This window comes from Companilactobacillus sp. HBUAS59699 (genome assembly GCF_036913575.1).
Classification (GTDB): domain Bacteria; phylum Bacillota; class Bacilli; order Lactobacillales; family Lactobacillaceae; genus Companilactobacillus.
The window spans coordinates 316,151-330,536 of sequence record NZ_JAYKTV010000002.1 but is presented as its reverse complement, the minus strand read 5'-3'; the positions used below and the strand labels follow the sequence as shown (position 1 = coordinate 330,536).

Annotated in this window: 11 protein-coding genes; 6 read left to right on the top strand and 5 right to left on the bottom strand. The window is 36.8% G+C overall.

Annotated elements, in window-relative coordinates:
- Nucleotides 1-2,226: hypothetical protein (locus tag U8519_RS05255; protein ID WP_334329258.1), on the bottom strand; the 2,226-nt coding region annotated here is incomplete at its 3' end.
- Between the two features lie 394 nt (nucleotides 2,227-2,620).
- Nucleotides 2,621-3,700 (bottom strand): GDSL-type esterase/lipase family protein, encoded by a 1,080-nt coding sequence (locus U8519_RS05250; protein WP_334329257.1) that lies wholly within the window; start codon nucleotides 3,698-3,700, stop codon nucleotides 2,621-2,623.
- Nucleotides 3,701-3,880: 180 nt separating this feature from the next.
- Here U8519_RS05250 and U8519_RS05245 point away from each other — a divergent pair, with 180 nt between their 5' ends.
- Nucleotides 3,881-4,612: a GntR family transcriptional regulator gene (locus U8519_RS05245; protein ID WP_334329256.1), complete on the top strand. Its 732-nt coding sequence runs from the start codon at nucleotides 3,881-3,883 to the stop codon at nucleotides 4,610-4,612.
- Here U8519_RS05245 and U8519_RS05240 read toward each other — a convergent pair.
- Both U8519_RS05240 and U8519_RS05235 read right to left on the bottom strand, forming a co-directional pair.
- Nucleotides 4,609-6,510: a glucose PTS transporter subunit IIA gene (locus tag U8519_RS05240; protein ID WP_334329255.1), complete on the bottom strand. Its 1,902-nt coding sequence runs from the start codon at nucleotides 6,508-6,510 to the stop codon at nucleotides 4,609-4,611. The two genes, U8519_RS05245 and U8519_RS05240, sit on opposite strands and share 4 nt — an antisense overlap.
- Before the next feature lie 157 nt (nucleotides 6,511-6,667).
- The gene (locus tag U8519_RS05235) at nucleotides 6,668-7,441 is read right to left on the bottom strand and encodes a WxL domain-containing protein (protein ID WP_334329254.1); all 774 of its coding nucleotides are present in this window, start codon (nucleotides 7,439-7,441) and stop codon (nucleotides 6,668-6,670) included.
- Between the two features lie 208 nt (nucleotides 7,442-7,649).
- On the opposite strand from U8519_RS05235, the gene U8519_RS05230 reads away from it, so the two are divergent.
- Nucleotides 7,650-9,335, top strand: a complete 1,686-nt coding sequence (locus U8519_RS05230; protein WP_334329253.1) for an N-6 DNA methylase — start codon at nucleotides 7,650-7,652, stop codon at nucleotides 9,333-9,335.
- A 24-nt stretch (nucleotides 9,336-9,359) separates the two neighbouring features.
- Nucleotides 9,360-10,871 carry an N-6 DNA methylase gene (locus tag U8519_RS05225; RefSeq protein ID WP_334329252.1) on the top strand — a complete coding sequence of 504 codons (1,512 nt, stop codon included), beginning with the start codon at nucleotides 9,360-9,362 and terminating at the stop codon, nucleotides 10,869-10,871.
- A 12-nt stretch (nucleotides 10,872-10,883) separates the two neighbouring features.
- Here U8519_RS05225 and U8519_RS05220 read toward each other — a convergent pair whose 3' ends face one another.
- A complete protein-coding gene (locus U8519_RS05220) occupies nucleotides 10,884-11,606 on the bottom strand; it encodes a WxL domain-containing protein (protein WP_334329251.1) in 723 nt (240 codons plus the stop codon).
- A 169-nt stretch (nucleotides 11,607-11,775) separates the two neighbouring features.
- On the opposite strand from U8519_RS05220, the gene U8519_RS05215 reads away from it, so the two are divergent.
- The 3 genes from U8519_RS05215 (at nucleotide 11,776) to U8519_RS05205 (ending at nucleotide 13,555) form a co-directional block, all read left to right on the top strand.
- On the top strand, nucleotides 11,776-12,402 hold the full coding sequence (locus U8519_RS05215; RefSeq protein ID WP_334329250.1) for a GyrI-like domain-containing protein: 627 nt from the start codon (nucleotides 11,776-11,778) through the stop codon (nucleotides 12,400-12,402).
- Between the two features lie 109 nt (nucleotides 12,403-12,511).
- Nucleotides 12,512-12,781 carry a 30S ribosomal protein S14 gene (gene rpsN, locus U8519_RS05210; RefSeq protein ID WP_334329249.1) on the top strand — a complete coding sequence of 90 codons (270 nt, stop codon included), beginning with the start codon at nucleotides 12,512-12,514 and terminating at the stop codon, nucleotides 12,779-12,781.
- A gap of 60 nt (nucleotides 12,782-12,841) precedes the next feature.
- Complete coding sequence (locus U8519_RS05205) at nucleotides 12,842-13,555, top strand: hypothetical protein (protein ID WP_334329248.1); 714 nt, start codon at nucleotides 12,842-12,844, stop codon at nucleotides 13,553-13,555.
- Nucleotides 13,556-14,386: the final 831 nt, after the last annotated feature.

Below are 14,386 nucleotides of genomic sequence, written 5' to 3'. Positions count from 1 at the left end.
AGTATCGTAACCAGAAATAGGATCAGGATAAACAGTAGTTGAATTTCCGTAATTTCCTTCAGGAATAGTCAAATCAGAAGTAGAACCATCAGGATTAGTAACAGTCACTGTAGACTCATCGTTAGTAACACCAACTAGTTCTATCTCATTCGGTGAAAAGGTATAAGGAGAAGTATCCGAGTCGCCATTGTAAGTTACACTGATAGTATTTACTGATCCGTCTTTAATTTCATAACCAGTTGGTAAGTTATCACTTGTTAAGGTGATTTGTTTAGTAACACCAACTTCTCCGTCTGGTATATCAATTGTAATATTCTGATCGGTTATGTTTGTAGGAATAGAAACTCCTTTTTTACCAGTTGCCTTTTCACGGGAATAAGTTATAGTTTCATTTGCAGTTGCCATGGTTTGTCCCAATGTGGCTGATACAAGTTGATTTGGGTCTGTTGTATATTTTTTACCATCGAATGTAATTATTGATGGTACTTTAATATTGGTTACGGTCTGACCTACAGTTCCTGTGACTGGCACCGTGATTGTCATATTCGGTTGATTAGTTTTGATTGTTACCAAATTAGTTATGGTTTCATCTGTACTGGCGCCTTGAGGAGTATATTTCAATAAAATGCTATCAGATACTACATTACCGTTATATAGTGAGCTCAATCCACCAGTTGCGTTACCGGAATCATCAAATGTTGGAACACCTAGAAATTGTTTATTGTCTTGATCACTTACCCATTTAGAGCCCAAACTTGATGTTAATGCAGTTCCGGGACTAAAGTATAGTTTTTGAGGCATGGTAATACTATCTAGGTTGGTGCCATCAAACATTCCTTCACCGATAGAAGAATCCCCAGTGTTAGGCATACCATTTGTAGGAGTATTTGTTTTTCCGAAATTTATACTCCAATTTAAAACACCGAGAGACAATTTTTTTAATGAACTAGCGTTTTTAAACATTCCTCTTAAGTCAGTGGCATTGGAAGCTTGCCATTTTGTCATGGCATCCAGATTGACTAGAGAAGAACAATTTGCAAATGTAAAACTAGCATTAACTATATCTTTAAAACCGGTTGTATTAGAAAATTCAATTGTTTTTAACTTGTAATCATTTTCGAACATATGGCTGATATTTTCGGCTTTTATTAAATTAGCAGCAGATAAGTCTATATCTTCAATAGAATAGTCATTTTTAAACATTCCCTCTAAAATCTGAGGATGTTCTGCATCGGCCGTAAAAGTTAAATTGGAAAGATTATTAATTGTTTTCAGATTAGTCATATTAGCAAACATATAAGAAGAATCGATGGGTGCAGTAATCTGCTTGTTAATGTTAACGGTAGTAATATCGCTAGTATTACCACCCCAATGTTCTGTATCTCCACCTTTGAAGTCTGTTAAATCACCGTTGATATTCAAGGTAGTTGTATCACTATCATAAGTCCAACCAGCACCGGAATTTGTTTTAGTAACGACATCTTCAGCAACTGGAGCGACTACATCTTCAGCGGCTAATTGTGCGGCGGGATCAGTGGCGTCTAAGGCGTCAGCTGACACTTCAAGTTGTTCACCTGCTTTATCAGCGTCTGCAGCATCTTCTTTAGCTGCTGCATCAGATTGGCCGTCTACTTTTCCAGTATCAACTGATCCATCGATTGAGTCTGTATCACTTGCAGAGCCTTTGTCAGTAAGTGTTTCAGGTGCAGCTTCTTCACCTTCAACCGGAGTTGCTGTTGGGTCAGTATCTGTTGTACTTGCTGGAGCTGCGGCAGACAATGCACTGAGCTTTAGATTGCCAGTAACATCGCCACCTGCAACATCAGTTTTTTCTACAGTTGAATCTGGTTCGGCAACTTTATCAGTAGTGTCTGTGTCAGCTGTTTTATCGTCTACTGTGACAGTATCAGCACCTTTGTCAGTACTGCCATTCACAGGTGTATCATCTTGCTTAGGTGCCTCGTTAACTACAGCATTATCTGCAGGAGCGGCATCTTTTGATGGGGTAGTGGTCTCTGTACTTGCAGGAGAGGAACTAGCTACAACGGTTGATGGTGTTGTTGATTCGGTAGTTGTATCGGCCTTAGCGACATAACTTGGTGCCGACATCAGTAACAATCCTCCGGCAATTGAAAGGCTACTTACAACGATCCAATTCTTTTTTGATTTAACTAATTTTTTTCTCATTACAGCGTTTGGATCGCGTTTTAATTGTTGAAACCTCATAATTTTTACCCTCTATTCTTATATAATTTAGTAATCCCTAACATGATATGGATAAATTATAATATTTAAATATTCTATAAATATTTCAGATATTGTAAGAATTATTTTGTTAAAGTGGATACTTTTTGAAACTTATTCAAAATTAATTCGTTTTTTTTTGATAAATTAACAATATAAATATATTAGCGAAAAAAATCACAACTTGATTAAACAGCTTAATATAGGTGGATTTTACCTATATACGTCATGTATAGGCTATGTTATAGACGACGTTGTCACTTTATAATTGATGAATTATAATTTAATGATAAGTACAAAAAAGAGAGAATATCGAGTGTATTTCTACATTCAATATTCTCTCTTAGCCTATCTAATAGTAATAGTTAGTCTTAATCTAATAATTGATATACTCACCGTTCAAGCTATTCTCTAGAAATTGTGCGATCAAGTTACCACCTGATTCTGAGAAATGAGCGTGGTCGCCGCAATCAAATTCTTTGGCTAATTTTTTTTGCGAATCATCACAAACAAAGGTTGCCAAGTCGACAGTATTGGTTAAACTTAAGATGAAATCATTTATTTGGGTACGTAGTGCCTCTTTCTCTGAACTCCAAGCGTCGTGACCGTCAATGATAGTCCCTTGAAATGGCGGTATGGTCAGGCAGATCAGCTCGATATTATTAGCTTCACAGTATTGAGCAATTTTGTTATAACCGTCGATCATATCTTCTACGGTCGGTAATTCAGATGTAGGCGTTCCAGTACCTGGTAGTAGCAAATCATTTGTACCTTCGAGTAAAATAACTGTGTTAGGGTGAAATTCGTCGATCATCTTTTCGAAGCGATCAATTCCTGCTGGTCCAAAGCTGTTTGACCATTTGGAAGTACTATTTCCCTTATGCAATAGTCGATTACCTGAAATGCCGTAATTTGCTGTTACGGTATTTTCACCAGCCAATATTTTTGCCAGAGGGGAGGTAAATCTGCCCTGATTGGTCAGAGAATCTCCGAAAAAGGCAACTTTATTAGCAATTTGGTCGGTATCGGCTTGAATTGCAGAAACTCCATAGAAGAAGTGATTATCTCCATCTATGTAGTTGTCGGAATCAACTAGGTCAGTGCAGATGGTTGATCCCAGGGTATGAATTGAATGGTTAAATGATTTGATTTCAATAGTAAGAAGCGATTTACTGATCAAGTTGATCGGCAGCCAGTCACTCCAGAGGCTTTGCTTAGAAGCTACACTGAAACTGGTGTTGTTATTCATCGTTATATCATACGTTTTATCGTCAGCAATTACTTTAATGCTCTTTATTTCCAAGGGAATCTTGCCGTATTGATTGTTTACCAACAATCTAATGCGACTAGTAGCCAGTGGCTGAAAAACGGTAATGTTCTGAGTGCCACCGTGGTTGATATGTTTGATATTTGGGAAGTACGAGAATTCTTTGGTCCAAGTATTAATGATTGCCATAAAATAGTCACCACTCTCTGAGTTCAGTATGTAATAATATATTTATTATTATTCTATATAAGTTATGCTATATGATAGACTCGTATGTTATAATTCTAATGTAAAACACTTGTTTAAACACTTATTATACAGCATGTTTAAACATATACCACACAATTTGTTTATTGAGGAGAAGGTCCAATGCCTAAAAAATTATATTCGGATATTTATGATACATTAAAGCAAGAGATCAATAAGCAAGTCTACCAACCACGTAATACTTTACCAGGTGAAGAAGAACTAGCGTCACGTTTTGACGTGACTAGAAACACTGTTCGACGTGCTCTAAAAGAATTACAAAGTGATGGGCTTGTTTATGCTGTAAAGGGACGTGGTGTCGTTGTTTTAGAACCAATTCGCGACGACCGTGTTGTCTTTCAAGCGGAAAATACTGAGGGATTCGAGGCACTTAGAAATTTCCCTCAAAACAAGTTTATTCAACGCCTAGGTACTGATGTATTGACGTTTAAAGAAGTCGAGATCGATGAAGACTTGGAGAAGCTAACATCTTTCAATTCGGGCGATATCGCTTATTATATCGAACGTTTACGATTGTTTGACGGTAAGGCTCTAGCGGTCGACAATAGTTACTTCCGCAAGAGTTTGTTAGGTGATATGACTCGTGCAGATGCAGAGAATTCGATCTATGAATACATCCGTGAACATGAATTATTCAAGATTGCGGCTGAACGTTCAACTACCACGGTTGAATCAGCCACTAAGCGTGATCTGCAAGTCTTAGATGTCGGTGATATGAACTGTGTTGGAGCACTCACTAAGTTCGTTTACACTGACACGGGACGTTTGTTTGAACATACGCAGACTCGCTATGTGCCTAATCACTTCTCAATGGTCGATTTCAAATCATTCTAACTCACGATAGGATTGGCGTTGTCTTCGGCTTGATAGCCCCAGATCATTACCATAACGAAGGTAATTACTAGTGTGGTAATGTGTGCGACGACGTACCCTAATAGATTAGAAGTCACGCCTAAACTAGGATTGATAAAGGCTGGGAAGCCGATCAGAGATCCCGATAAGGCATAGGCATCGACCTTGAAGATGCCGGTTAATAAACCGCCAATGGCACTACCAATATTTGATAAGAAGAAGATTCGCTTATAGCGAAGTGTGATACCGTAGATTGCTGGTTCAGTAACGCCGCAGAAGGCTGAAATTGTTGCTGCCCAAGACAGATCACGGTATTTTTTGTCTCTAGTTTTTAGTGCTACTGCCATTGCGGCAGCACCTTGAGCGACCATCGTGACAGAAATCATGGCATTTAAGTAGCTGTGACCGCTGATCGCTAGGTCATTGACCACGATAGGAATGATTGCCCAGTGCAGACCGAAGACGACGGCTACTTGATACAATCCGGAGACTAAGAAGCCGGTCAAGGCTGGATTTACGAAGTAGATAGATTCGATGCCGTGTGACAAGAATTGACTGAGTGATAGTACGATCGGACCAACACCAACGTAGATCAAGAGACTGAGGATGATCACTTCTATGATCGGTAAGAAGATTGATCTTATCAGTGAGGGAATGATTTTTTTGAGCCATTTTTCTAAGTAACTACCGACCCAGGCGGCAAGGATGATCGGGAAGACTGACGAGCTATAGCTCATGATGTGCGTGGGAATTCTAAGCACGGTCAGTTGAATTGAGTTGTCACTTGCTGCGATCAGTGATGGATAGGTAAGGACGCTCCCTACGACGGCAATCGTGATTGGATTTGAGCCTAACTTTTTAGCTGCAGTGAATCCTAGAATGATCGGTAAGAAGTAATATAGTGAATCTGCAATCGATGAGAATAGCAGGTAAGTGCCACTGGCCTTGTCGAGAATTCCGTAACCTGTCAGTGCACCTAAGATTCCTTTCATAATACCTGATCCACCGAGCAATCCGATGATAGGAATCATTGAGCCGGTCAGAACACCAATAAAAGTATTGAAACTATCTTTGATTTTTTCGAAGATAGTTTTTTTGTTTTTATCGTCTAGAGTGGCAGTCGGAGTATTGTTGAAACTTGGTCCGAGTTTTTCCAGCACGGCATTGTATATCTCGGTCACCTTTGAACCGATCACGACTTGATATTGTCCCGAGGCTCTGGCAATGTTGATGATTCCATCGAGCTTACGAATAGCATTGTCATCCGGCAAGCGGTCGTTTTTTAAGTAAAATCTTAGTCTGGTAATACAGTGGATGACGGAATCAATGTTTTCTGATCCTCCGACATTTTTTATGATGGCAGCAGCTAATTGCTGATAATTATCGGATTCAGTTGGATCGGTATTTTCAGCGTAAGCTTTGGATGTAGCTGTTGCAGCAATTTGCCCACCTACGGTTTCACCAGTTTTGACGGTAATGCTTTTTAAGTAATCATCGGTGTTAGTAATGATCACCATGACTGTTGTATCCTTATCAGCGGCTTGGATCAATTTAAGATTCATGTTGCCTATCAATTGCCCGGCGGTAACTTCATCATGGATTTTGATTTTTAAATCAAATGGCAGACCATCTAGGGAAACAGTGTCTATTCCGAGATGTACTAGTATTTCAGCACCATCATCAGTTGTTATGCCTATGGCGTGCTTAGTCTTGGCGATAAGAGTCACAGTTCCAGATACTGGCGCATGGATTTCACCATTAGTAGGTTTGATCCCGAAGCCGTCACCCATCATTTTTTGGGAAAAGACCGGGTCGCTTACGGATGATAATTCAATGACGTTCCCAGAAACAGGGGCAAGAATATCTAATGAATGTGCCATAATAACCCTCCCATAAAATTTTTTGTCTAAAAATACAAAAACGTTTTCAATATTTTACTCTATTGTATAACCTTTATAAAAAAATTAATAGCAAAGTATGGAGTTGTGTTTAAACAAAAAAATACTCCAACGACTTAGTCGTTAGAGTATGGGATTTCTATTCAACTACTGGAGCAGCATTTAAAGTCCATGTAACTACAGCGTTATATTTTTTAACTGTACCACTTGTATTGTCGTTATCTTGGTTAGGAATCTCTAAAGTTGCGGAATCCGGTGTAGTGAACAATGCTTGAATAACACCTGTACGATATGATCCTGATTGGAGATTGATCAATGTTGGATTGCTACCAGTTGCACTGTCTAAATCACCAGCTTGTGTTTTTAGATCTTTTGAAGTTGATGAGATATTTTCTTTGTTTTGGTCAACCAATGGTAATGAACCCAAGTGCAAAATAGTATTTAGTGATTTTTCACCTGAATTGTAAGGATTGAGTTGTGAAATCGAAGCACTGAGTGAGAATCCAGGGCCAGTACCATCATTGTTTGTCTCTGTACGTGAATCGATCATCTTAAGGACACCCTCAGAATTACCATCTTCACCAGATGGAGTTGTACTTGGGATATCGTCTGAGGCAACTAAGTTAGATTGCAACTTAGCGGTTGAACCGAGCATCGTTGCACCGAAGGCGAAGTCTGGTACACGTTCGAGTGTTAAAATTCCTGACAAGATCTCAACTGAAACTGTAGAAGTAGCAGTGGGGATGGTGCCATCAGAAGCGGTAGCTGTTTGTGTGTCGCCTGTTGTATCTGTTACAGGTAAGGCGCTTTGAACGTCAGCAGCTTGGACGGGGGAAGCAGTTGTGCTTAGTGCACCGAAGAATATACTAGCAATGAGTAGAGATTTAGCAATCAAGCTTTTGTATGATATCATTCGTTTTCCCCCTTTATGTGTATTTGTATTCATAACTACAGCAATATTATCTAATAAAATAATAGCAAAAAACCTCTATGAATATATTTCTAAATTCATAAATCTTTCTTTCGAGATTTGGGATACAATACATTTAGTTGAACAAAAAATCGGGAAAATATTTTTTTTCATCCGAAAAATAATAAAAAAATGACAATGGAGATAGTAAATGAGATCAAAGCATGGTTTCGGAAATGTTAGTAGATTTCTTAATATAAAACTGATCTATCATGTAATAATGATACTTTTAGTCACACATGATGATCGAGAAAAAAATATTGAATATCTTCGATCTCATCCGAAAGAATTACCGACATTATTCAGAATTAAAGTTAAAGAGGCAAATTTGAACTTCTCAGATCATTTCCCACAGACGATCGATCTGCAGATGATCCGCGAATTGTGTGATGAGATCGAAAATCACAGTGCGGATGAAGATTATCGGAACTTGATGAATTTGGTCTGTCCACAAATGTATGATATGGACAAATCCTTAGTCATGGAATTGGCTAATATTCAAGCTGACGAGACTATTTGGAATGCAGATTTTTCGTATAGCTATTTATTGATTAGTATTTTAGAAAACAATAACGAGCAAGTAGTTTTTGAAAAAGCTGAAGATATCTTTTATGATTTTATGCTGGCAACAGTGTACTTGAAGGATGCTCCTAATGTTCATTTGTATTACGAACACGGCATTAATGAAGTTAAACGGCAATTCGATAAGGCTGTGGCGGCATTTTCAATAGATACGTTGACATTAAGAATTTTTTATCCGGATGATTTTCGTAAGTATGTACCGAGCCCTCACGATAATTTTTATAAGGATTACGAGAGTATAGGAACCAGTATGAACAAGTTAAAGTCTGATGGATGTGGTTTTTTCTCCGTTTCAGCAGATTGTCTGGCATTTAATAATTCTATAAAAAATGAATTGGTCAATAAAAATTGGGTTGAAACAGTCATTCAATTGGGAAAGACAGAGTATCGTAGGCGACCAGCAATATTGATATTGAATAAAAATAAAAAAACAAAAAAAATCCGATTTATTGATGCCTCTGAATTTGATTTTTGTTATAAGAGTAGTAGTGAAATCAATCCTATAAAGAAAAGAATAATTGATGCGGTACATCGAAAGACTAACTATGCTGGCTTTGTCCGCAATGTTGATGTAGATGAAGTTGTGGATAGAAATTATAATTTATTACCGATAAACTATGTTAATACTGTCAAAGTGGTAAATCCGTATCCAATAAATGGACGGAGTGAAAGAATCGACCTAACTGAACTGAATAGCATCGAGACGGTAAGGTTGGGAGAAATAGTTAAGATAAGTGAAAACTTTGTTCCCTTTACTATCAGTAAATATGGGAAGAGTTATCGAATAAGAAATGGTACTTTTGATTGGAAACATACTGGGCGATATAGAACCCTCCACGGATTCTCACCGGATGTCAATTTAGTAAAAAAATCAGATATTCTGGTAAGAATTCATTATGATACTTGGAGAATTTCATATGTGGATAAGGATAAGGATGATACTATCTATGATGGCATAACTCTTCGTGTTACGGATGCTAGATTTGATAGTGAATGGCTTAGTCGATACTTAAAGTCACCTATTGCACATGAGCAATATCTCGTAGGGAAAAACAATTTAAACGAGGTTGATAAAAAAGCACTTTTGAATATTAAAATTCCGCGAATACCACTCAAAAGACAAATATCCGCATTGAAGAATTACCAAAAAAAAATAAACATTATAAAAGCAACTCGTCAAGAGTTGTGGAAAGAACTGAATGAATCTCAATTGGAATTATATAGTGAGATGAATCTGGATCAATTTTTTAGATAACATAGATAATATGAGGGGTATTTGATGAATTGGAAATCTGATTATAGTAGACTTTCAGAATTGATAAAGAGTTTAAAAGACAAATATCATTTAGTAATGATACTATTCGTTATTCACAATGATAGACAAAAAATGTTGTCATATCTTGAGTCTAAACCAGAAGAATTGGTGTTGTTATTTAATAAAAAAGCTCAAAAACTGAACTTTGAGTTTACTGGTAATATTCTTAAAATCATCGATGTAGATAAAGTTCAAAAGATCTGTCAAGAATTGGAGAACATCCCCGATAGTAGGGATGCCGAAGTTGCATGGGATCAATTTGATGGCCTTGATGACCTTGATGATCTTAATTATCTTAATTATAGAGATATGATTGCTAGTATAATGTTGAAAATTGCAAATATTCAACCAACTGATACGGTTCTTGATGGTAATTTTTGGTATGGCAATATTCTGAAATCTATTCTGAAACAAAATAAAAATCAAGTGATTTATGGATATGAAAGTGGCCTGTTTTATGACTTTAGTCGTATTGCCACATACTGTATTGATAGTACTAATGCCAATTTAAAACATGAGAAATTGAAATCGAGTGAAACCAAGTTTGATAAAGCACTAACGATATTTCATTCCCCAGATAGTTACTATGAAGTAACAGATGTTGATTCTCCTATTACCAGCAAGATAGAATTTTTAAAAAAATCAAAGGAATCTAAAAAAGATATCTTTGAAGACATTTCCACTACCATGTCACAATTGAAGGATGATAGTCGTGGGATTTTTGGTATGGAGGAATACTTTTTAAAGGATAGTCAATTAAAGGACAAATATATTTCTAATGGTCAGATAGATACAATAATTCAACTAGGAATTGAGACCATAGAGCCAAATCTAATTTTAATTATAAAGAAATCTCAAGTTAGAACTGATAAAAGTATTCGAATGATCAATACTGTATCTAAATCTCATTCAATATTAGACAGATATAGGATTATTAAGTTAGACAGGCAGAAGATCGATAGAGTGGTTAGGACAGTAAATAAAGATAATGAATACGCTGGCTTTGTTCGTAACGTTCCTCTAACTGAAATTTCTAAAAATAACTATTCGTTGATACCTAGAAATTATATTCAAAACAGGACTTATAAATTGAAAAAGGGATATTCGGTCAGAGTTGATGATTCTAAGATAGACGATACAAAGGCATATGTTTTTTCGGATGTGGCAAAAATAGAACAGAAATCCTATAAGGCAGATCCTAAATACTTAAATCAACGTTGGTTAGAGGAGTTCATTGGCAGTCCTGTGGGAAGGGCTCAGTCTGAAAAAATGGATACTCATAATATCAGAATCCCTATTGTACCCTTGGAGCAACAAAATGCTTCAGTGCAGAAGTTTGATGATATTAAGAAAAAATTCGACAATGTTAATAATAATCTTGATGAAATGGCTGAAGAAGCGCTGCAACAATTCTATGATGATAGTGGAGTTGGCAATGTTATAAAAATAGAAAAAAATAAAAATCTTCCTGATTAGAGGAAGATTTTTTTAGTTTGTGGAAGGTGTTGGAGTTAGTGTCCAAACAATAGAACTGGAATATTTTTTGACTGATTTACTTGATACATCAGCATTCTTAGGTACGTAGAGGCTGGCGGAATCAGGAGTGGTGAAGCTAGTTCTAATGATTCCAGATTTGTAAGAACCGGCAGCGAGATTCATCACGCTAGTTTCTTGATCACTACCAGCATTTAAAGTGGCCTTGTTAGTAGAGAGCTTATTAGAACCAGTACTGATGTTGTCACCATCACCGTCAAATAATTCCTCAGAACTAAGATTCATTGAGAAACCATCGATATTAGTTCCATTAGAGCTGAAACTATTTAGACGAGCTGACAAGTTAAAACCGGGTGTTTGTCCATCAGAATTCTTACGTGATTCCGTAACTTGGAGAATACCTTGGGAATTACCGTCTACGATAATATTTCCGTCATCGGAATTATCCTTTAAATCGACTGTGGCACCAGAAGCACCGCTACCAAAGTTGAAATTTGGTACGGCATCAAGTGTTAATAAATCACTGACGACTGTTACGCTGACATTTGAAGTTTCTGACGATGTGGTTGTTGCGGTTCTATCGTTACTGTCAGCAATATCAACATCGCTGGAGCTTAAAGTATCATTATTGACTGTATCAGCTTGAACGTTGGCAGGATACATTAGTAGTGCACTTAAACCGATTATTACACTAGTAATGACATTTGATAATTTCATAATATATCCTCCCGCAGCTGAATCATTAGTTTAATGATATCACGAATCACAAAAATCGTCCTTTTTTATGTCAACTTTTGTAAAAACTTTTTACAAAATCTGGAAAATAACAAAATCGGTTGCTATTTTTGATGTGATATTATTAGAAATAAACCTCTGAGGTGGAAAAATGAAATACGAGTGGCGTAAACAAGAGAAGAATTTGTATTTACCTAAACAGAAACCAGTTTTAGTGTCGGCGCCAGAGCAGCGATTTGTTTCTTTACACGGGATAGGTGATCCGAATGGGGATGAATTCAAAGAAAGAATCACAACACTGTATCCTATCTCTTATGGAATCAAGGGAAAATATAAAAAATATTGTCAAAAGGCTGACAATATTGAGTTTGACGACTATGTTGTTTTTCCATTAGAAGGTGTTTGGTCTCTGACGGAGAAGGGACAACAACTAGATCATCTAGATAAGAAGGAATTTGAATATGATATTATGATGCGAATTCCGAAATTTGTTCCTAATGAGGTGATAGAAACAGCCATCGCTGAAGTAAAAGAGAAGAAATATCAACCGTTGATGGAAGAATTGAAGCTAATCACTCGTCCAGCTTATGATGCTATCGAAATATTGCACGTTGGTAAGTATGATGACGAACCAGCTAGTTTTGAATTAATGGATAACTATGCAGAGGAGATCGATCGCCAACGGAAATCAAAAATCCATCGAGAAATATATTTGTCAGATGCTAGAAGGGTTGAGCCCGAGCGTTTGAAGACGGTTTTGAGATATGAAGTCAAATAAGTTGCTGTGGAAAGATTAATCTGTTAATGTATAAGCCGATTCTAAAAATACTAGTATTGACTTCCTATATAAGTATCACAAAAATAGGAAAAGGTTAGGTATTATATTTATGGCACGTAAAGCAAAGATTGAACGTGAAAAAAGATTACAACGGACTGTTGAACGCTATGCAAACTTGCGTAGAGAATTAAAAGCAGCCGGAAATTATGAAGAACTCAGTAAATTACCAAGAGATTCATCGGCAACGAGATTACATTCTCGTGATTTGATCGATGGCCGTCCTCGAGGTTATATGGGCAAATTTAAGATGTCTCGCTTGAACTTTCGTAAGTTAGCTCATGCCGGACAGATCCCTGGTGTAAAAAAAGCTAGTTGGTAGAAAAGTCGTCGTTTATTCGGCGGCTTTTTTATGTACAATGGAAGTAAGGTGAATAGGAAAATGACAGAGATAACTTATTATTCAATTTTAGAAAATAATCAATTGAAATTGCCGTGGAGTAATGATGATAGGCTAGTTCAGCGACATTTAGAAAATGACAAGGGAGCGCAATTGGCAGCACTGGTCGGTGAGGAAATGCCAGTGGATAAATTATTTAATACTGGGGTAATAACTATTTATACACAGGATCTGTTGGAAAACTTTATCAACAAGCGCAAAAATAAAAGTTATTATCTTCAGAATGCCTTCTTCCTGATCGATGATTTGGATAAGAAATTCAAATTTAGAGGCGCTAGGTATCTACGCGTCATTTATTTAGTTGCGGCTATGTCGCAAAAGAATGCTTTTACACAAAAGATGAATTGGTTATTGAACTTTGTGTCTATTTTTGATGACATGGATGATATCAGATCTTTGATCAAAGAATACAATTTGAAGGGATGGTCGGACTTTGACTACAATTTCTTGGAGAATCTTCTAAAAGGTCCGCACGAAGCCCCAGTCTGGTCCAAACAAAAGATCAATCTTCAATTTACATCGATGCGCTATCAGTATTATTTTGAGGTGGCGCAGTCTTTTCAAGATATCAATGAGTTATTGAAGGTTGATGATGGTCATATAAAGTTGGACAGACTACAAAATGAACATTCGTTAGAATTGCTACACATGAATTATGAGTTATCTAAGTTTTTCCCGGATTCTGATGGTAAATAGAATTTTTTGCATTTCTATATCCGCTTCCGGACATCAGTAATTCCATCTGTAGCAGGACCGATCTGAGCCGAAAAGCGGTCTCAGATCTCGCCTTATTGCTTTGCAAAGACCGCAAATCAATAAGGACGTCCAGTGCTGTAAATGTGGGAAAACTACCCGCATTAACAGCACTTTTGCTACTGATTCCATTACTGCTGACCAGAAGCTAAATTATCTACTATATTTAAATAGCACGTACGATAGTATATTCAAATTATCGTACGTGCTATTTTAGTTCGTCTTAGTATCAAAGAGCTAAATAATCTACAAATTATACAAACTTAGCTGATGGTGGACAACAATGGAATCAGTCGTAAAAGTGTTCTTAGTAATTTATCGCTTAGAACATTGGATGACTTGGAAGACTACAGGCTTCCAAGTGAGGTCGAAGACGTTCCTCAGGCTGAGACCGGTCCAACGGCAGATGGAATTGTTGTCCACCATCAGCGGCATCCAACACAAAAAATTTAGTACAACCAAAAGAAGAATACGTAATTTATCTTATAAGGAGATAATCAAATGGCTAATTATCGTAAAACTACAATGGGAGACTTGGAAAGATTGCTATAACGCCAAGCTTACAAAAATGTAAGTTAGTTGTAAGAAAAAACAAGCGACTTACAGAAAATGGAAAACTATTATAGAAAACGTATCAAATCTTGGACGCAGATTTGTCTACCGCTCACGTATCGAGCAAATTATTTATTTGAACTTTACGCGAATGAAAAATAAGCCGTTAATTGTATCGTTTTAAATAGTGATAATTTTTTCGGTCATTTTATATAAAATTTG

Excerpts from the sequence above, each read along its gene's own strand:
- U8519_RS05240 (WP_334329255.1), bottom strand. The coding sequence starts at position 6,510 with ATGGCACATTCATTAGATATTCTTGCCCCTGTTTCTGGGAACGTCATT.
- rpsN (WP_334329249.1), top strand. The coding sequence starts at position 12,512 with ATGGCACGTAAAGCAAAGATTGAACGTGAAAAAAGATTACAACGGACT.
- U8519_RS05215 (WP_334329250.1), top strand. The coding sequence starts at position 11,776 with ATGAAATACGAGTGGCGTAAACAAGAGAAGAATTTGTATTTACCTAAA.
- U8519_RS05245 (WP_334329256.1), top strand. The coding sequence starts at position 3,881 with ATGCCTAAAAAATTATATTCGGATATTTATGATACATTAAAGCAAGAG.
- U8519_RS05230 (WP_334329253.1), top strand. The coding sequence starts at position 7,650 with ATGAGATCAAAGCATGGTTTCGGAAATGTTAGTAGATTTCTTAATATA.
- U8519_RS05220 (WP_334329251.1), bottom strand. The coding sequence starts at position 11,606 with ATGAAATTATCAAATGTCATTACTAGTGTAATAATCGGTTTAAGTGCA.
- U8519_RS05250 (WP_334329257.1), bottom strand. The coding sequence starts at position 3,700 with ATGGCAATCATTAATACTTGGACCAAAGAATTCTCGTACTTCCCAAAT.
- U8519_RS05235 (WP_334329254.1), bottom strand. The coding sequence starts at position 7,441 with ATGATATCATACAAAAGCTTGATTGCTAAATCTCTACTCATTGCTAGT.
- U8519_RS05225 (WP_334329252.1), top strand. The coding sequence starts at position 9,360 with ATGAATTGGAAATCTGATTATAGTAGACTTTCAGAATTGATAAAGAGT.
- U8519_RS05205 (WP_334329248.1), top strand. The coding sequence starts at position 12,842 with ATGACAGAGATAACTTATTATTCAATTTTAGAAAATAATCAATTGAAA.